We start from the raw sequence: 19,889 nt of genomic DNA, 5'->3' as shown, positions 1-19,889 counted from the left end.
GATGAATCAAGAAGAGAATTCGAGAGGTTTTCAATGCAGCTGGCGGAAGGTTACTACTGAGTCACATCCGGAAGCGAGACCTGGGACACATCTTCCTGGGAGACCGCTGAAACAGGCTCACCCGTGCGCCGGAGCACGACCGTGAAGTTCCATGTGACCGTCTCCCGCAGGACCGGCACCGAGGCCACCCAGCGCGCCCACCAGGGGTGGTAACGAGGCAACACATCGACGACGGTGACCGAACCCGCCCGGCGGGCCGCCCGAGCCCACCGCATGGTGCGGGCCGCGGTGATCGGGAAGAGCGACTCCATGAACCGGTTCTTCGGCTCCCGCCCGTTGATCCGCCGATAGCGGCGCCGGGCGCCGTGCCCGCCCAAAATCAGGTGCCACGGCCCGGTCTCGTGGCCGCCGTGCGGCGACCACCACGGCGTGAACGACACGAACAGCGTCCCGCCCGGCTTCGTCACTCGCACCATCTCGTCGAGCAGCGCCTCCGGCTCGGCGACATGCTCGAGCACATTGGACGAGTAGGCGACGTCCAGCGCGCCGGTGCGGACCGGCAGGGCGGTGCCGCTGCCGCGGACCATGCCGCTCACCTCGGCGCCGGCCGCGGCGAAGTCGCCCACCGCGGGGTCCAGGCCGACGTAGGTGGCGCCGGCCCGGCGGAATTCGCTGGCGAAATAGCCGGGTCCACCGCCCACGTCGAGCACCGTGGCGCCGTCCAGCGGCACGTACGAGCGGAGCTGGCGCACCGAATCGACGGCCAGGTGCGAGTAGAACCGGTCCGGGTCGGTCTGCTCCACCAGGAACGCCTGGAAGAGCGCGATCGACCGGCCGAGGGTGGCCCGATGCGGTGCGGGCTCCCGCGTCTCCCCCGGCTCCGGCTCCGGCTCCGGCTCCGGCTCCGAGGTCGGCGTGGGCGTGGGCGTCGGCGTCGGTGTCGGCGCAGTGATAACCGGCGCGTCGGGGTTGTCGATCGGCTCGTCCATTCGCGCGTCCTTGTCCGGGTGGCCCGCCGAGGGCGCGACGGTCGCCGCCACCCAGCAGACCGCCGCCAACATCGCCAGCTGCACCGCCGCCCCGTACGCCCACTCCTGGCCGTTGCCGAGCTGGCGCCCGGCGACGGCGACGACGATGCCGGTCCCGGCGCTTGCGAAAGCCAGCCCGGGCAGGGCGCGGGGCCACAGCTGCCGCACGATCAACGCGGCCAGCAGGAACACCGCGCCGGCCGCACCACCCAGCGCGACCACGACCGCCATCAGCGGCACCACGATCCAGGCCGCACCACCCGGAAAGGACCGCCGGCGCCGGACCGGCGGGTGGGTGGAGCCCGTCGGGTGAGAGGCCGCCGGCGACTGGGCCGCAGCCGTCGGGTGGGCCGGGCCGTTCACCGCGACCCGGCGGCGGGCCGGGACCAGCGCCAGCAGCGCCACCAGGAGCACACAGGCCGCGCCGGCCGCCAGTCCGGTCCGGTACGGCTCGTCGGGGGTGAACCGCAGGTCCACTGTGCCGCCCGCGCCCGCCGGCACGACGAACCCCTGCTGCCAGCCGTCCACCCGGACCGCCCGCAGCTCCTCCCCCGCCAGGGTGGCGGTCCAGCCCGCGTTGAGGTTCTCCGGCACCACGAGCAGGGCGGCCTCACCCGCGGCGACAGTGACCCGGCGCTCGGTCGCGTCCCACCGCTCGACCTCGACCGGTCGCTCGGTGACGGCCGGCGCGCCGGCTTCCGCGCCGTCGCGGACCAGGGTGGCCGACTCGGCCACGAACGCGGCCGACGGGACGGTGCGCAGCCGATGTTCCCCCGCCACCAGCTGTACGACCTCACTCGCGAAGTCGTCGCAGACGGTCACCGGCAGCGCCCGGCCGGCCCGGATGTCGGCGAGCGTGCCGCGCACCGAGGTCGGGTAGGTGACGCCGTCCAGTTCGACGGCCGGTCCGCGCCCGCACGGCGCGCTGACCGGCGTGTTCGCCGGAGCCGGCGTCAGCAGCCCGGCGAGGGCGGGCGCCTCGATCTCGGCGACTCCGGCCGGGGCCGGCCAGCCGTTGCCCCGCGGGTCGGCCTCGACCCGGGACACCGACGTGATCCGCAGCTCCAGCCGGTCGGTGGTGACCGCCGGGAAACGCACCCAGCCGTTCTCGTCGACCGGGGCCTCGACCAGGCGGCCGGGGGTTCCCACGAGCACCTGCTGCACACGGCCCGCGGTCGGCGCCGCCGGGGTGATCAGGCGGACCCGGTCGATCCGGCGGGTGCCGGTCCAGGCCAGGTTCAGCGTCGGGATGTCGTCGTCCGGCTCGGCGAGCCAGGCGGTGGACGGGTCGCCGTCGAGGGCCGCGTGCGCGCCGACCGTGACGTCGCCGGTCAGCGTCGAGGACGCGGCGGCGGTCACCGGACGGTTCAGCGGGACGGCGGCGCCGGGGCGGGGCAGGGCGGTGAGGCGCAGGTCGTACCCGGCGTCGACCGGGGTGGTGAAGAACCGGTCCACGCCGAGCGGCTCCTCGCCGGCGCGGGCCAGGAACTGGTCGCACCGGGTTCCCGTCTCCGCCGGGAAACAGGCGCCGCGCTGCTGCGGCGCTCGCCGGAAGGTGAAGACCGGGGCGGCCGTTGTTCCGGTGTCGGCCGGCGTGCGCAGCCCGCGCTGCGCGACCAGCCCCGGGATGCCCAGCTCACGCAAAGCAACGGTGCCCTCGTAACCCTGGCGCAGGGCGAGCACGACGACCCGGACCGAGGTGGTGAGGCCGGGCAGGGTGGCCAGCCGGTGCGGGCCGGGGGTCTCCGGCACGGTGCGGTCCACCGAACCCTGGTCGGTGATCAGCCGGACCATCGACACCGGCGCGGCGACCCGCAGGTCCGCCACGAAGTCGACGGTCACCGCGGTCACCCGCTTCGCCGTCTCCATCTCGACCTCGAGCCACTGCCCGGGGGCGGCCTGGTAGGGGTCGGCGCGCCAGGCGGTCGACGGATTGCCGTCCAGGGCCGCGAACGGCAGCGCGGACGGGTCGGAGGCGCCGAGCGAGTCGGCGAAGCTGGCGCCGCTGGACGCCTCGACCGCACGGATGCCCTGGTAGGCGGCGACGGTCAGGTGGCCTTTCGGGTCGAACGGGACCAGGTCGGTGCGTACCCGGTTCTGCCGGGTCTCCTCGTCCTCGGTGAGCGTCTGGCTGACGTTGTCGCGGATCCGGCCGATGTTCAGCTCCCGCCGGCGCAGGCCGTCGGTGACGATCGTCTGCCCAGCGGCGCCGGGCGCTCCGAAACCAGCGCCGAAGCCGGCGCTGAGATCACTGCCGAGATCACCGCCGAGATCACCGGCGAGCACCGCCGGCTGCCGGCTGTCGATCAGGCCACGTTCCAGAAGCTCCAGCATGGATTCCGGCCCGCCGCTGACCACCGGCACGCCGGCCAAGCTGGTCGCCGAGACGGCCGGGACGTCCCGGTCCACCTCGAAGATCTCGATGGCCGGCACCGCGATCCCGGCGTCGGCCGGGCTGGGTTCCGCGCCACCGGCACCGACCTGCGGGCCGAACGTGGCGGCCCGGGTCAGCCCGGGCGAGCCGGTGATCGCCCGGCGCAGCACGGCGATCGGGGGCGCGCCCGTCGCGGCGCGGTCCAGGTCGTGCCGGATCAGCAGATATCGGTAGCCGGCGCGGGCCAGGAACGCCGACAGCGCCGGCGAGCCCTTCCCCTGGGCGAGTACGGCCTCCACCGCGTCCATCACCCGGATGTTGCCCTCGGAACCGAGCGGGATCTGGTTGCGGGTCGACCATGGCGCGCCGGCCAGCGGCTGCATCGGCTCGTCGACCGTACGGCCCCAGGTGTGCTGGGCGAAGCCGGCGCCCGGGACGACGAGGGTCCGGGCCCGCGCGTCCTGGCCGGCGAGCCAGTCGGCGGCCTGGGTCCAGTGCGCGGGGATCGACGACCAGCCCGGCCCGGGGCGCAGCAGCATCATCCAGGCGGGGGCCGCGGCGGCGATCAACAGCAGCGCGACCACCGGTGTCACCGAGAACCGGCGCTCGAAGCGCGGGCCCGGCATCCAGCGCGGCAGGGTGAGGACGCGGGTCGCGGCGTGGGCCAGACCGAGCGCGATCGGGAGCCGCAGGACGGGCTCGAACTTGTGCACATTGCGCAGCGGCGCGAGCGGGCCGTCGAGGAGCTCGCGGATCTGCGGGGCGAAGGGGCTGTCCAGCGTGCCGACGTAGCCCATGGTCAGCAGGGTCAGCCCGGTCAGCGCGCCGAACACCAGGAACCGCCGCTCCGGCAGCCCCCGCGCGGCGAGGCCGGCCAGGCCGATCGCGGCGATCAGCGCGGTCACCAGCATCAGGCCCGGGTTGTCGACCAGGATCCAGCCGGCCGGCCACCAGGGCTCACCCGTGACGATGTAACCGACCCACTGGTTGGTGCCGCGCAGCGCCTGGAACAGCGACGTGACCGCGGTGGTCGTGCCGGAGGACTCGATGAAGTCCAGGAACGGCAGGCTGTACTCGCCGAACAGCAGCAGCGGGACGATCCACCAGAGGGTGGCGCCGACGACGCAGAGGCACCACCAGAAGATCAGCGCGGCGAGGCGCCGGTCCCAGCGCCGGGTGATCAGCCAGAGGCCGGGCAGGACGAGTGCCATCACCACGGCGGCCGCGTTGATGCCGCCCATGAAGAGCACGGCGAGCCCGGAGAGCGCGGCGGCACGGCGGGCTGAGCCGATCCGGTCCACACGAACCAGCGGCAGCAGCACCCAGGGCAGCGCGACCACCGGCAGCATCTCCGAGGAGAGCGGGCCGATCTCGGTGAGCATCCGGGGCGCGAGGGCGTACGCCAGCGCGCCGAGCACCCGACCGGCTTCGGCATGCGGCCGGGACCCGCCGATACGCAGGGCCCGGGCCAGCAGCAAAACCCCGAAATAGGCCGCGCAGAGCAGCAGCGCGCTCCACAGCCGCTGGGTGATCCACGGAGGGATCCCGAGGAAGTCGCCGACGGCGAAGAACGGCGCCATCGGAAACAGGTAGCCGTACGCCTGCTGTTGCAGCTCTCCCGAGGTCGCCCACGGGTTCCACAGGTGCAGGGCCCGCTCCATGAAGGCGACCGGGTTCTCCACCAGGTCCAGCTTGGTGTCGAACGTGGTCCGGCCGGGACGCTGGACGAACGCGAGCACGACGAGCAGCAGCGCTCCGGCGATCGCGAGCCAGGACGTACGACGGGGGGCGGGTGGTGTGGCAGCCACGGCGGGCGTCCGCTCCCGGAGGGCGGCGGTCATCGGCGGCACTCCGGGGGCAGGCAGCTGAATTCGGCGAGCGCAGTGTAGAAGATGTCGCGGATCCCGGAAGGCTTCGCGGTCAGCGCGACCCGGCCCCCGGTGACCTTCGCGATCTGGTTCAGTTCGTCCGGGTCGATGTCCGGCCCGACGCCGATGAACAGGATCGGCAGCGGCCGCTTGCGGTCGACCAGTTCGCCCAGCTCACGCAGGAGTTCGGGGCGGCTGATGCCGTCGGCGTTGTCGTCGCTGCCGTCGGTCAGGATCAGCACCATGTTGATCCGGCCCGGCGTCCAGTTGCGGGTGCCGTCCCGATAGGCCGCGAGCGTGGTGTTGTAGAGCCCGGTCCCACCGTCCGGTTTGACCTTGATCTGCCCGACCCGTTCGATCATCTCCTCGCGGCGGGGCCCGAGCGGGCCGACCGGGATCACCTCGCGATAGTCGCGCTTGCCGTCGAGGTCGATGGAGAACTCCCAGACACCGAGTTCGGTCGTGCCCAGCAACAGGTTGGAACCGTCCTGAGCGGCCTTGATGGTGGCCGACATCCGGGTCTCGCCGGAGCCCGGCACCGCGGCGGCCATCGAACCGGAGGTGTCGAAGACGGCCAGCATCCGGGCGCTGATGTGCACCCCGCCCCACGCGTTGAGCAGGGTCTCCACCTCGGCCGGGGCGGGCAACCCGGCGGGCGGGTAGTCGGTCGTGCGGATCCGGGTGCTCGCCGGCGCCTTCTCCGGCGGCGCGCCGGCCGGGGTGCGCAGGCCGTGCCCGGTGACCGCGGCGGCGCCGTCGGCGGCGAGCATCGCGCGCAGGAACGCGGTGGCCGTCTCCCGCCCGTCGCTGTCGGAGGTGAGCACCGCGAACGGGTAGTCCGGGCCGGGCAGTGCGATCGGCGGATAGACCGCGACCTGCGGCTTGCCGCCCTCGACGGTGGCGCGCAGGACCTGCTGCTCGGTGCTGGCCACGACGGTCTCGTCGGTGCCCGGGCCGGTGGGGTCGGGCGCGGCCTCGCCGGCCGTCGAGACGGTGTCCCGGGAGAGGCGCCGCATGATCGCGGCGGTGCCGGCCGGGTCGTTGCCGGCCAGCGCCCGGATGCCGACCAGCGCGGCGAAGCCGAGCGGGCTGGTCGCCGGGTCCGGCAGCAGGACCGACACCTTCGGCCGCGCGGTCGCTCTCGGTCTGGCGGTGCCGATCAGGCCGGTCCAGCTCAGACGCTTCCCGAGGGTCAGGCGGGATGCCGACTTCTCGTCGACGGCCAGCACCACCGGGGTGTTCGCCACCGAGACGCCGTCGGCCGGGACGCCGAAGGCGCCCACCGCGCGCGCCCGGCGCAGCCACAGCGTCGACTCGGGCAGCCAGACGTCCGGCGCCGACGTGATCACGCCGGGCCCAGCCGGCGGAAGCGCCGACGCAAGCGCGGACGAGCTCGCCGACGAAGCTGCTGAGGGACCCGCCGCCATCAGTTCGGGGGCGGTGCGGGCGATGGTCCGCAGCACCTCCGACGACTCCCGCGCCTCCACGATGATGTCGAGGCAGCGCTCCCGCCCGGCGAGCCGGTCGGCGACGTCGCGCACCGGCCGGGCGATGCTCGGCGCGGCCGCCACCCGCAGCGTGGTCCGCCCGGCGCAGGCCGGGTCCTTGCGGGTTCGCTCGACATAGGTCACCCCGGCCCAGCCGGCCAGGACCGCGATCAACGCGACGCTCAGGAGCGTGACCGGCCAGAACTCCGGCCTCGAGCGGAGGCTCCCATCGGTCACGCCTCGTCCTCCAGGGGTTGCGGGCTCCTGTTTTACCGCGCCGGTGTCCTTGGCGCGGAAGCCGATGATGCCGCGCCGGCACCGGGTCGGTCGCGGGTTCGCGCCGTGTTACAGCACCGTTGCGGTTCCGCGAAGGCTGCCCTAGTGTGACGCGACCGCGAATCGTACTCGCTAGTAGGGGTGCAGAGTAGACCATGACGGACGCCTGCGGCGGGCACATCCTGTTCCTGAACTGGCGGGACACGCACCACCCCGAGGGTGGCGGTTCCGAGCTGTTCCTGGAGCGGATCGCCGCCGAGTTGATCACGCAAGGCTACCGGGTCAGCCTTCTCTGTCAGGCGTACGGTTCCGCACCATCTGAAGAGACAAACCCCGACGGTTTGCAAATAGTGCGACGCGGCGGGCGGCACACCGTCTATCTGTGGGCGGCCTTCGTCTACCTCCTCGGCGCGCTGCGCCTCGGGCCGCTGTCCCGGCGGCACCTCGGCCGTCCCGACCTGATCGTCGACGTGGGCAACGGCATGCCGTTCCTCAGCCGGTTGTACGCGCGACGCCCGGTCATCGTGCTGATCCACCACGTGCACCGCGAGCAGTGGCCGGTGGTTTTCGGGCCCTGGGTCGCACGGATCGGCTGGTGGATCGAGTCGTGGCTGGCGGTGCGCGTCTACCGCCGGTGCCATTACGTCGCCGTGTCGGAATCCACCCGCGAGGAGCTGATCGGGCTCGGCGTGGACCGGCACCGGATCTCGGTCGTGCACAACGGCACGCCGGAGGTGACCGGGGCGCCCGTCCCGCGTACCCCGCATCCGCGCCTGATGGTGCTGGGCCGGCTGGTGCCGCACAAGCGGGTGGAGATCGCGCTGCGGGCCACCGCGCTGCTGGCCACCGAACTGCCCGATGTGGAGCTGGTGGTGGCCGGCCAGGGGTGGTGGGACGAGCCGCTGACCACGCTCGCCGAGGACCTGGGCATCGAGGACCGGGTCGCGTTCACCGGCTTCGTGACCGAGGAGCACAAGCACGAGCTGCTCGGCGGCTCCTGGCTGCTGCTGATGCCCTCGCTCAAGGAGGGCTGGGGGCTGACCATCGTGGAGGCCGGCGCCCGTGGCACGCCGTCGGTGGCGTTCCGCTCCGCGGGCGGCGTCGCCGACGCCATGTCCGACGGGGAGACCGGTGTGCTGGTCGAGGACGAGTACGAGTTCTTCCGCACCGTGCGCTCACTGGTGCTGGACGGCCGGCGCCGCACCACGATGGGTGCTGCCGCGGCGGCACATGCCCGGCGATTCACCTGGGAGAAAGCCGGTGCGGCGTTCTCGCGGGTGGTCGCCGGGCAGCTGGCCGGCAGTCAGAGGTTGCCGGCTGATCAGCGAGTGCCGTAGACCGAGCTCTCGAGATCAGCGGTGTTGCCGCTGGTCTCACTGGCGACGTGCTCGGCGGACGGGCTCACCGCACCGACGGTCGCGATCACGCCGACGACACCGAGGACACCCCCGGCGAGCGTAGCGATGACGAACGTGGCCAGCTTGGCCATGGTTGTTCCTCCCCGGACTCGTGGGTGCGCGGACCGTACCACGATCTTCTACGGCCCGGCAGTAGTGCGAGAGCTGCACCGACGACAATGCTACCGGCGAGTAGGTGCGCCGTCAGCGCCGAAATTCTCCGGTGTCCATCGGCGACCCGCACACCGGGCGCGACCAGTGGGTTCTCGTAAAGCGTCAGGTCCGGTCCGGCGTAGGCCACCCGCAAGCCGGTGAGCACAGCCGTCGATGGCCTCGCGCCCGCTCCGTTGCGGACCAGGACCCATCGGACACCTAACGCCGCGGCGGGGCGGCCGGACGCCAGCAGCTCCCGGGCGGCCGCGGCGCGTGGGCTCTCCCCCTCAACCAAGACCGCGCCGACCCGCAGGGCGTCGTTCATCAGCACCGGCGCGTCCAGATAGCGGGGGGCCGGATCGCGCGTCACCACACCCCGGTTCCAGGCGTAGCGCTGGTAGCCCTCGAACGGCAGCGACAGCACCTCGCCCGGCGCCGCGTCCACCCGCGCGGCCACCTCGTCGTAGTCGCGGGGGTAGCTCACCGGCCGCAGCGCGCCCCCGACGCCGAACGCCAGATCGGGCAGCGCCACGACGGGGAGCAGCAGCGCGCCGGCCAGCAGCACCTGACCGGCGGCCGGCTCGAACCCGCGGGCCAGCCGCTCGGCGATCACCTCCGCGCCCAGGGCGAAGGCGAGGGCCAGCGTCAGCGCGTACGGAATCAGGAATTTCTGTCCGTCCCGCAGCAGCCCGGCGCCCGGCACGTGGACGACCAGCCACTCCAGCAGGGGCGCGGTGGGCCCGGCCCCCGCCACCGCGAGCAGGAAGCCGCCCGCCGCCAGGCCGAACAACCGGGTCGCGCCGCCGGGCCAGCGGGTGCGCAACGACCGCAGGCCGGGCGCGGCCACCGCGAGCACCAGCAGCGTCGCCAGCGGAGCCAGCACCGAGGTCCGGCTGGCCGGCACGGTCTGCGCGTTCCAGATGCCGCCGGTCCCGGCCAGCGACACCCACGTCCCGGCCCAGTTCTCGGCGCGCGCGGCGAACTGCGCGACGCCCTCCGGGTCCGAACGGCCGCCCGCGACGCCGGTCAGAGCCGCCACCACCCAAGGCGCGTTGAGCAGAGCGACGGCCGTCAGGCCCGCGGCGGCGGCCCGGGATCGCAGCGGCAGCAGGACCACCACGGTGGCCAGCGCGATCAGGCCACCGGTCGGCGTCACCGCGGCGGGCGCGGCCGCGAGAATCAGCCGAGGAAGTGCCTTCGCACGGCCGCAGCGCAGATCACGCACCGCGGCGATCAACCAGGGCAGGCCGGCGTACGCGAGAAGCAGCGCCCATTGCCCGAGAAGCAGTCGTTCGGCCAGGAACGGGGTCCACGCGTAGGCGATCGCGGCGACCACTGTGGTCAGCGTGCGTGCGGTCGGCACCAGGCGGGCGGCGCCCAGCGCTGCGAGGTACACCACCGCGACCAGCGCGATCCGCTGCAGCAGCCAGCCCGGCGCCACCACGTTCAGCACGGACACCAGCGCGTCCAGCGGCACCGCGCGGGGCAGCGCGTCGGCCGGCGCGATCATCTCCCAGTTCAGCGGCTGGCGCGGCACGAACGTCATGTCGTAGCGCAGCACGTAACCCGGCGACATCTGAGCGGGCGACATCTGACCGGGCGACCTTTGACCAGGCGAAGCCAGCGGTGCGAGCACCACCGCGGTCACGCCGGCGGCGACCGCGTGCGGCAGGAGCCGCCGGCGCACCTAACTGCCCGGGGCCGGGACCAGCTCCCCGACGTGGATCTCGTTGCTGCAGACGCTGGCCCGCTTGTCCAGCACCTGCACCCGCACGTCGGCGCCGCTGCCCCAGACGATCAGGAACATCGCGTTCAGGCCGCGCCGCACGTCGAAGGTGACCGGCTTGTCGATGCCGACCCGCAGCTGCGCCGAGGTGTCCCGGTCGGCGATGTACGCCACCCGCACGACATGCCAGTACGAGTTCACCCGCGACTCGAGCGGCACCCGGGTGTCACGGCCGTAGCCCAGTTGGTAGCCGCAGCCCCGCAACGGGCCCGGCCTCGCCTTGACGCCGCGCACCCAGCCGGGCCGGATCCGCCCCGTCTCGTCGAAGACCGACACCTCCCGGGCCTGGGTGACGAAGACCGGGCCGTGATCCAGCGGCGCGAAGAAGCGGGACTGCATGTTGTACGGGAAGGACAGCGGGCCGACGACCGACTCCGGGACGGGCTGGTCCATGAAGACCGTGCCGGCCGGCACCCGGGACAGATCGGCGCGCGCGGTGGCCAGGTAGTCGCGGCCCGCCTTGAGCGACCACTCGTCGCCGAAGCGCAGGCCGCTCGCTGTGGCGCTGGCCAGCAGCGCCAGGATCACGACGAGCAGCGCGGGCTGGGCCAGCCGGGCGGCGACCGCCGGCACGCGGCGGGGCTGCTTCGCCGGACCTGTCACCTGCTGCCCTGCCTCCTGCCCTGCCCGCAGCTCTGCCTTCTGCCCTGCCTGCAGCCCTGCCTCCTGCCCTGCCCGCAGCTCTGCCTGCCACTCCAGACCGTCGCGGCGCAGTCCGCACAGCGCTGCCCCGATCGCGATCGCGGCGACCACCAGCACGTCGGCGATGTAGCGGGGCACCGCGCCGGCCACCGCGCTGTAGACCGAGCCCATCCGGGTCGCGCCGAGCAGGCCCGCCACCAGCGCGGTGTAGAGGAGCACGAGCAGCCAGGCGCGGGCCGCGGCGGTGCCGCGCAACCAGATCGTGAACGCGACGAACGCGACCACCACGGCGAGCGACAGCCAGCGCAACGGCTCGGCTGGTGCGCTGATCGGGGCGCCGTCACCGGCCGGGAACCAGGTCCACGGCCCACCCACCAGGCCCGGGATCAGCGTGGTGCCGAACATCTGGGTGACGAAGTCGACCACCTCCTGCACCGAGGCGGGGCGGCGCAGCGACGAGGAGGAGACCGACAGGTAGCCGCCGAGGAACAGCAGCGAGAGCAGGGTGAGCATCAGCCACGCCCGCCACCAGCGGCGGAGCGTGGTGACCACCGCCCGCACCGGGCCGCCGGGCGCATAGAGGCAGACCGTGAGCAGGAAGACCAGCGCGACCGTGAGCAGCGCCTTCTCGAAGAAGAGCAGCCCCAGCACGACGGAGAGGGCGAGGGTCACCAGGTGCTTGCGGCGGCCGGTGCGGATGTACTTCACCATGGCGCCGACCGCCAGGATCATGGCGAGCTGCATCGGCAGCATGTTGATCCCGACGGCCCACCACGAGGTGCTCTCCAGCGTCAGCGGGCTGAACAGGAAGACCGTCAGCGGGACCAACTGCGTCCAGCCGGGCAGCAGCATCAGGCGCAGCAGCCGGTAGAGCGCGATGCCGACCGCCGCCTGACCGGCTGTCAGCAGCACCAGGAACGGCACGTAGTCGAAGCCGCCGAACCGCACGGTCAGCCAGTTGACCACGTGGCCGGCCGGCATCAGGTGGTTGTTGAAGAGTCCGAACAGGTACGACGGCACCAGGTTGTTGGCGTCGGCCAGCGACAGCATGGGGAAGTCGTCGTACGACAGGTAGCCACGGTGCGCGATCGCGGCCCGGGCCGCCACACTCGCCGCGATGAGCAGGGCGGCGACGGCCGTCAAGGAGACGCCGATGGCCGGGGCCGGACGGTGGTCCGTCGGCGGCGGCGGCGAGGCGTCGGTCGTGGGGTGTGAGGCCAGGGGCACGACAGCAGGGTGCCATAACAACGCGCTTGCTGGGTCACGGCATCGTCAGTCGGTTCGCCGCGCTTTTCCCGTGCATGAACGAGCACTAGACCTGAATGTTTCTCGCCAGTAACCTACGCGAGCCAGCACCCGGAAACGCGATTGCGAGGCGACATGACTCAACCCGACGCAGTGGACGTCGGTGCGACAGACGCCGGCGCAGTGAACGACAGCGCAGTGCGGGACAGCGCGGTGAACGACAGCGCGGTGAACGACAGCGCGGTGAACGACAGCGCGGTGGACATCTGCGTGGTGGGCGGCTGCGGCCGGGTCGGGCTGCCCCTCGGGGTGGCGCTGGCCTCGCGCGGGCTGTCCGTCGTCCTCTACGACATCGACGCGGCAGCCGTGGAGCGGGTCAACACGGGCATCATGCCGTTCGCCGAGGAGGGCGCTCCCGAGCTGCTCGCCGAGCTGACCGCCACCGGCCGGTTGCGCGCTACCACCGACCCGGCCAGCGTCGGGCTCGCGGACGCGCTGGTCGTGGTCGTCGGCACGCCGGTCGACCAGCACCTCAACCCGGACCTCGGCGCGGTGCCGCGGGCGATCGAGCGCTGCGTCGAGCACCTGCACGACGGGCAGCTGATCGTGCTGCGCAGCACCGTCTATCCCGGAGTCACGGCGCTGACCGAGAAGCTGCTCGCCGGCCGGGGACTCGCCGTGGACGTGGCCTTCTGCCCGGAGCGGATCGCCGAGGGCAAGGCGATGACCGAGCTCTTCACGCTGCCACAGATCGTCGCCGCGCGTACCCCGCAGGCATTGGACCGCGCCGAGAAGCTCTTCCGCACCCTGACCGGCTCGATCGTCCGCCTCGAACCGGAGGAGGCCGAGCTCGCCAAGCTGTTCACCAACACCTGGCGCTATCTGAAGTTCGCCGCGGCCAACCAGTTCTGGATGATGGCCAACGACTTCGGGCTCGACTTCGCCCGGATCCGGCACGCGGTCACCTTCGACTACCCGCGCGCCGCCGACCTGCCGATGCCCGGGTTCGCCGCCGGGCCGTGCCTGCTCAAGGACACGATGCAGCTGGCGGCGTTCAACCGGAACAACTTCGTGCTCGGCCACTCCGCGATGCTGATCAACGAGGGGCTGCCGCTCTACCTGGTGTCCCGTCTGGAGGACCGGTTCCCGATCGCCGACCTGAGCGTCGGCATCCTCGGCATGGCGTTCAAGGGCGGCAGCGACGACCCGCGGGACTCGCTGGCGTACAAACTGAAGAAGATCCTCACGCTCAAGGCGCGAGAGACGCTCTGCACCGATCCGCACGTGGCGGACGACCGGCTGCTGCCGCTCGACGAGGTGCTCGAACGCGCCGACCTGCTGGTGATCGCGTCGCCGCACCCGGAGTACGCGAACCTGAACACCGACAAGCCCCTGATCGACATGTGGGGCTTCACCGGGCAGGGGGTGCTGGTGTGATCCCCCGGGTCTCCGTGGTCATCCCGGTCTACAACGAGGGCGAGGGCGTCGTCCGGCACCTCGAGCGGATCCTGCGGGAGGTGCTGCTGCCGGCCGAGATCCTGGTCGTGCACGACATGCCCGAGGACACCACAGTGCCGTTCGCGCAGGACATCGCCCGCAAGGATCCGCGGGTGCGCACCGTGCTCAACACGTACGGGCGGGGGCCGGCCAACGCGATCCGGTTCGGCATCGACGTGGCGCGCGCGCCGGTGGCCGTGGTGACCATGGCCGACGGCTGCGACGACCCGCGGCAGATCGACGACCTGGCCCGGCTCGTCGACCGGGGCGTGGTGGTCGCCGCCGCGTCGCGGTACATGCCCGGGGGCCAGCAGGTCGGCGGCCCGCGGTTCAAGCGGATGGCCTCGCGCTGGGCGGGTCGCACCCTGCACTGGTTCGCCCGGGTCGGCACGCGGGACGCCACCAACAGCTTCAAGGCGTACGACACCGACTTCGTCCGCGAGGTGGGCATCGAGTCGAACACCGGGTTCGAGATCGGCATCGAGCTGACCGCGAAGGCGACCCGGATGCGCCGCATGGTCGCCGAGATCCCGACCATCTGGCTGGACCGGCAGCTCGGCGAGTCGCACTTCGACGTGGGCAGGTTCATGCCCAGCTATCTGCGCTGGTACTTCTTCGCTTTCGGCCGGCAACTGTCGGCCGATCAACTCGCTGCCCGCTGGGCAGCCCGCCGGCCGGCTTCGTCGCTGGCGGCAGAACGTAGTAGAGAGGGCACACCGGCATGACGAAGGTACTGGTCACCGGCTCCGCCGGGTTCATCGGCGGGTACCTGGTGGAGGAGCTGCTCGGCCGCGGCCACGAGGTGGTCGGCCTGGACAACTTCTCGAAATACGGCCCGGTGGCGCACAGCTACGACGACCACCCGAACTTCCGGTTCGTCGAGGGCGACGCCCGGGACGCGGACCTGCTGACCGACCTGCTGACCGGTTGCGACCACTTCATCGCGGGCGCGGCCATGATCGGCGGCATCTCCTACTTCCACACCTACGCGTACGACCTGCTCGCCACCAACGAGCGGATCATGGCGTCCTCGTGCGACGCGGCGATCGCGGCGCACCGCTCCGGGACGCTGAAGAAGGTCACCTACGTGTCGTCGTCGATGGTGTTCGAGTCGACCGACCGGTGGCCCAGCAAGGAGGGCGACCAGCAGGTCATCCCGCCGCCCCGGTCGTCGTACGGCTTCCAGAAGCTCGCCGTGGAGTACTACGCCCGCGCCGCCTGGGACCAGTACCACCTGCCCTACACGATCGTGCGCCCGTTCAACTGCGTCGGCGTCGGCGAGGGCCGGGCGCTCGGCGAGGCCGAGGTGCTCTCCGGCAACGTGAAGCTGGCCATGTCGCACGTGGTCCCGGACCTGGTGCAGAAGGTGCTCAAGGGTCAGGATCCGCTGCACATCCTCGGGGCCGGGGACCAGGTGCGGCACTACACGTACGGCGGGGACCTGGCGCGCGGCATCGTCACGGCGATGCTGCACGAGGCTTCCGCCGGTGAGGACTTCAACCTCTCCACCGCCGAATCGACCACGGTGCTCCAGCTCGCCGAGCTGATCTGGCGCAAGATCAAAGGCCCGGACGTGCCGTTCCGCCACGTCAGCGACGAGCCGTTCGCCCACGACGTCGCGATGCGGGTGCCGGACGTGTCCAAGGCCCGCGAGGTGCTCGGCTTCACCGCGGACACCACGCTGGACACCATGCTCGACGAGGTGATTCCGTGGATCACACAGGCAGTGGCGGACGGCCGGCTGTAACCGGGGCCGGGCCGGCTGAGAGCGGGCAGGCTGAGAGCGGGCAGGCTGAGCCTGGGCCGCTTGAGCCCGGGCCGGCTGGGCCCGGGCCGGTGGCGTCCCGGCGCCGCGGCATCGGGCTCGCGGGCGCGGCGGTCGCTCTGGCCAGCGCGGTCACCAGCGGCTTCGGGTACGTCGTGCCGGTGCTCGGCGCCCGCCGGCTCAGCGCCGCCGACCTCGGCGCGCTCGCCACGGTGCTTGCCATCGTGGCCATCGCGAGCGTGCCCGGCATGGGCCTGCAGATCGCGGTGGCCGTGCAACGGGCCAAGAACCCCGGCTCGACGGCCGGGCACATCGGCTGGATCACCGCCGGCGTGTGCGCCGGGATCGTCGCGCTGCTGACCCCGATCGCCGGGCCGGTGCTCGACCTGCCGCCGCAGGTGATGCTGCTGCTCGCCGTCTACACCGGAGCGATCGTGGTGGCCGGCCGCTGGCTGGGCCAGGTGCAGGGCGACGAGCGCTTCCTGCGGCTCGCGCTGGGCATGGCGGTGCTGGCCGCCGGCCGGTACGGCGGGCTCGTCGCCGGGCTTCTTCTCGGGGCCGGGCTGACCGGCTCGGTGCTGATCGCCACCGTGGTGTCGCTGCTCATCCCGGCCGTGCTGACCGTGGTGGCCCGCATCCCCGGCGCCGCAACCGGCGGCCGGGGCGTCTCCCCCGCACAGGTGCTCACCGCTTGTTCGGCGACGCTCGCCATGCTGGTCGTCTCCTACGCCGACCTGCTGCTGGCCCGGGCGCTGCTGCCGGCCGCCGACTCCGGCGCCTACGCGGTCGGCACCGTGCTCACCAAGGGCGCGATGTGGGCACCGCAGGTGGTCACCGTGCTGGCCCTGCCCCGGCTCGCCCAGGGCAGCCGGCGCGCGCTCGCCGTCTCCGTCGGGCTCGTCACCGGCTCCGGCACCCTGCTCGTCGTGATGTCCGCCCTGGCCGGCGGCCTGGCCTTCCGCGCGGCGGGCGGCCCCGACTACGTGGGACTCGGCCGGTACGCCCCGGTCTTCGCCCTGACTGGCGCCCTCTATGCGCTCGTCTTCGTGTTGGTCAACGCGCAGGTCGCGGCCGGCGCGAGATGGCCGTCGGCGCCCCTGTGGGCGTCCACCGTGGTGCTCGTCGTGGTCGCCTGGCTGACGCCGCACACGTTCCCCGTGATCATGTGGTGCGCCGCGGGCACCGCCGCGCTGGCCCTGGCCGCCACCGCCTATCTGACCCTTAACGCCGTACGCCGCACCCGGATGCGGCCGTCTCCCTCCCCCGCGCCGCACGCCGCCGGGACGGATTAGGCCGTCCGGTCCGCAATCCCGGCGCGCGCCCCCGAACGCCGCCGACTGCCCTCGCGCACCGCTAACTTGCGGTCATCCGGTTCTCAATACTGGCATTTGCGCGAGGAGCACACATGGGCGATAAACCATCCGAAATCGGCCGACGGTCCGTTCTTGCCGGTGCGGCGGGCGCGGTCGCCGCCTCGGCGGGCGTCGCCGCGGCCTCTGCAACCCCTGCTTCAGCAACCCCTGCCTCTGCAAACCCTGCTTCTGCAAACCCTGCTTCTGCAAACCCTGCCTCGGCCTCGGTCCTCGCTGGTGCGGCCGCACCAGGCAGGCCGGCCGACTGGAAGCACGCCGTTGCCTGGACCCGCGGCAGCGACATCGCCGTGAAGGCCGGACGCGACAAGGAGGGCCGCTTCGGCATCATGTTCAAGAACGCCGAGGCCCACAACCCGCCGGACGAGCTGATCAAGGCACTGGGCGCGCAGATGGGCGAGCCCGACGGGCCGAACCCGGCCGACCTGGACAACCCGCGGATCCCGGCCGGCTTCACCTTCCTCGGCCAGTTCATCGACCACGACATGACGCTGGACCGGACCCCGCTGCCCGAGCAGCAGACCGACCCGCAGGCGCTGACCAACTTCGACACGCCGCTGTTCGACCTCGGCTCACTCTACGGCCGCGGCCCCGCCCTCGACCCGGACCTGTACGAGGCCGACAAGACCCGGATGAAGGTCGTGCGCAACGCCAACGGCGTCGACGACCTGCCCCGCCGCGCGGACGGCAGCGCGATCCTCGGCGACGCCCGCAACGACGAGAATCTGATCATCGCGCAGCTGCACCTGGCCTTCGCGAAGTTTCACAACCGGTGCCTGGCCACCGGCCTGGCCGGCAACCTCGCCGAGGCGCAGCGGCTGACCCGCTGGCACTTCCAGTGGATCATCGTGCACGATTTCCTCGACCGGGTGGCCGGGCCCGAGGTGGTCGGCCGGTTCCTGAACAGCAAGGGCAACGTCAAGCGGGAGTTCTACAAGCCCAAGAACCCGCACCGCCCGATGATGCCGATCGAGTACTCGGTCGCCGCGTACCGCTTCGGACACAGCATGATCCGCGCGGGTTACCTGATGAACACGCGCACCACACCGCCCGCGGCCGCGGCCATCTTCGGGGCCGAGGGCAGCGACCTGCGCGGCAACCGCCCGCTACCGGCCCGGCTCGAGATCGACTGGTGGCACTTCTTCGACGTCCCCGGCAAGCCGTCCGCCCCACGCAACGCCGCCCGTCGCATCGACGGCAAGCTCTCCCTGCCGCTGTTCAACCTGCCCGGCACGGTCGTCACCGACGGGACGCCGTCGCTGGCCGAGCGAAACCTGGTGCGCGGCAAGCGCCTCGGCCTGCCGGCCGGCCAGGACGTCGCCGCCCGGATGGGCATCACCCCGCTCACCAACGCCCAGCTGGGCCTGCCCGACGCTGCCAATCCCGGCTGGCAGGGCAAGGCGCCACTCTGGTTCTACATCCTCAAGGAGGCCGAGCTCACCCACGCCGGCGAGCGTCTCGGCCCGGTCGGCGGCCGCATCGTCACCGAGGTGATCCTCGGCATCCTGGACGCCGACCGAGACAGCTACCTGCGCGTCAACCCGCGCTGGCGGCCGGCCGCGCCGATCGCCACGACGCCCGGGCAGTTCCGCATCGGCGACTTCCTCAAGTTCGCCCTGGCCCTCTGACCGGCGGCGGGGGCCCGGTGCGCTGATCGCGCCACGGGCCCCGGTGGCCACACGCAGGCATCGACATACATCCATGCAATGACGACCGGGCAGCGCTAGGGTCGGCGGTTCGGCGCGCGCGGTCCGGGCCGGGGTCCTTAGGGTGATCGCATGGACTCCAATCTCAGCGCCCGCAAGACGAAGTCGGCGCTGCGCTCCTCAGCGATGATCTCGCTGCAGATATTGCTCGTGCTGGTCATGCTCTGGGTGACGCTCACCCTGATCGGCAAGGCGTGGTCGATCGTCTGGCCGCTGGTGGTGGCGCTGCTGCTGACCACCCTGACCTGGCCGCCGGTGCGGTTCCTGCGCCGGCACAACTGGCCGCCCGCCCTCGCCGCGTCGGTGGTGACGGTGCTGTTCCTGCTGATCGCGGCGGGCACGCTGTTCGGCATCGTGGCGCCGGTGGCGTCGGAGTCCCCGCAGCTGGCCGAGGGGGTCGCCAACGGCATCCAGACCGTCCGGGACTGGGCCGCCGGACCGCCGCTGAACATCGGCGACGACGAGGTGAACACGGCCGCGAACGCCGCCATCGACCGCATCCAGAGCAGTGTCGGCAGCATCGCGACGGCCACCCTGACCGGGGTCGGCACCGTGGTCGACGGCCTGGTGACCACGATCCTGGCGCTGTTCCTGATGTTCTTCTTCCTCAAGGACGGCCCGCGGTTCCTGCCGTGGCTGTCCCAGCAGCTGCCCGGCCGGCTCTCCCGTGACGTGCCGGTCGTGTTCGCCCGCGGCTGGGAGACGCTCGGCGCCTTCGTGCGCTCCCAGGCGTTCGTCGGCCTGCTCGACGCGGTGGCGATCGGCATCGGCCTGTGGATCGTCGGGGTGCCGCTGGTGCTGCCGCTCGCCGTGCTCACGTTCGTGGCGGCGTTCGTGCCGATCGTCGGCGCGCTGTTCGCGGGCTTCGTCGCGGTGCTGATCGCGCTGGTCTCGAACGGCTGGACCGACGCGCTGATCGTGCTCGGCATCATCGTGGCGGTGCAGCAGCTGGAGGGCAACGTCTTCCAGCCGATGGTGCAGAGCCGGGGACTCGGCCTGCACGCCGGCGCGGTGCTGCTCGCTGTGACGCTCGGCAGCAGCCTGTACGGGATTGTCGGCGCGCTGCTCGCGGTTCCGGTGGCGGCGCTGATCGCGGTGGTCTGGAACTACCTGCGTGAGCAGCTCAGCCATGATCCACCGCCGGACGGCGACGCGGCGGACGACCACGTCGAGGAAGCCATCCAGAGCCCGGAGACCGCCGGGCGCCCCGAGGTCGCCTGAGTCACCGCAACCCCCGGGGTTTGGCACATCGGCCGACGTGACTGCGATGTGGTACCGCCCTACAGTGGCCCCGG

At 72.3% G+C, this 19,889-nt stretch carries 11 protein-coding genes; 7 read left to right on the top strand and 4 right to left on the bottom strand.

What is annotated here, in order from left to right:
• Positions 1 to 53: 53 nt before the first annotated feature.
• Positions 54 to 5,243 (bottom strand): alpha-(1->3)-arabinofuranosyltransferase domain-containing protein, encoded by a 5,190-nt coding sequence (locus tag AC0NH5_RS33135; protein WP_474410878.1) that lies wholly within the window; start codon positions 5,241 to 5,243, stop codon positions 54 to 56.
• Positions 5,240 to 6,994, bottom strand: coding sequence for a substrate-binding domain-containing protein (locus AC0NH5_RS33130; protein WP_474410877.1), 1,755 nt, complete (start codon positions 6,992 to 6,994; stop codon positions 5,240 to 5,242). Before AC0NH5_RS33130 ends, AC0NH5_RS33135 begins: the two co-directional genes overlap by 4 nt.
• A 194-nt stretch (positions 6,995 to 7,188) precedes the next feature.
• On the opposite strand from AC0NH5_RS33130, the gene AC0NH5_RS33125 reads away from it, so the two are divergent.
• Positions 7,189 to 8,370, top strand: coding sequence for a glycosyltransferase family 4 protein (locus AC0NH5_RS33125; RefSeq protein WP_474410876.1), 1,182 nt, complete (start codon positions 7,189 to 7,191; stop codon positions 8,368 to 8,370).
• Between the two features lie 85 nt (positions 8,371 to 8,455).
• Here AC0NH5_RS33125 and AC0NH5_RS33120 read toward each other — a convergent pair whose 3' ends face one another.
• Positions 8,456 to 10,270 (bottom strand): MmpA family trehalose lipid delivery protein, encoded by a 1,815-nt coding sequence (locus AC0NH5_RS33120; RefSeq protein WP_474410875.1) that lies wholly within the window; start codon positions 10,268 to 10,270, stop codon positions 8,456 to 8,458.
• The gene (locus tag AC0NH5_RS33115) at positions 10,271 to 12,238 is read right to left on the bottom strand and encodes a hypothetical protein (RefSeq protein ID WP_474410874.1); all 1,968 of its coding nucleotides are present in this window, start codon (positions 12,236 to 12,238) and stop codon (positions 10,271 to 10,273) included.
• A gap of 153 nt (positions 12,239 to 12,391) precedes the next feature.
• Here AC0NH5_RS33115 and AC0NH5_RS33110 point away from each other — a divergent pair, with 153 nt between their 5' ends.
• From AC0NH5_RS33110 to AC0NH5_RS33085, 6 genes are all read left to right on the top strand, one after another.
• Positions 12,392 to 13,693 (top strand): nucleotide sugar dehydrogenase, encoded by a 1,302-nt coding sequence (locus AC0NH5_RS33110; protein WP_474410873.1) that lies wholly within the window; start codon positions 12,392 to 12,394, stop codon positions 13,691 to 13,693.
• Entirely contained in the window at positions 13,690 to 14,478 is a 789-nt protein-coding gene (locus tag AC0NH5_RS33105) for a glycosyltransferase family 2 protein (RefSeq protein ID WP_474410872.1), read from the top strand. The genes AC0NH5_RS33110 and AC0NH5_RS33105 overlap by 4 nt, the downstream gene beginning before the upstream one ends.
• Positions 14,475 to 15,500 (top strand): NAD-dependent epimerase/dehydratase family protein, encoded by a 1,026-nt coding sequence (locus AC0NH5_RS33100; RefSeq protein ID WP_474410871.1) that lies wholly within the window; start codon positions 14,475 to 14,477, stop codon positions 15,498 to 15,500. The genes AC0NH5_RS33105 and AC0NH5_RS33100 overlap by 4 nt, the downstream gene beginning before the upstream one ends.
• 89 nt (positions 15,501 to 15,589) lie before the next feature.
• On the top strand, positions 15,590 to 16,810 hold the full coding sequence (locus AC0NH5_RS33095) for a polysaccharide biosynthesis protein (RefSeq protein WP_474410870.1): 1,221 nt from the start codon (positions 15,590 to 15,592) through the stop codon (positions 16,808 to 16,810).
• 368 nt (positions 16,811 to 17,178) lie between these two features.
• Positions 17,179 to 18,516, top strand: coding sequence for a peroxidase family protein (locus AC0NH5_RS33090; RefSeq protein WP_474410869.1), 1,338 nt, complete (start codon positions 17,179 to 17,181; stop codon positions 18,514 to 18,516).
• A gap of 150 nt (positions 18,517 to 18,666) precedes the next feature.
• Entirely contained in the window at positions 18,667 to 19,815 is a 1,149-nt protein-coding gene (locus AC0NH5_RS33085; RefSeq protein ID WP_474410868.1) for an AI-2E family transporter, read from the top strand.
• Positions 19,816 to 19,889 lie beyond the last annotated feature (74 nt).

The sequence above is a fragment of the Actinoplanes sp. 13 genome (assembly GCF_056134165.1).
This window is presented reverse-complemented; position numbering and strand designations above follow the sequence as displayed.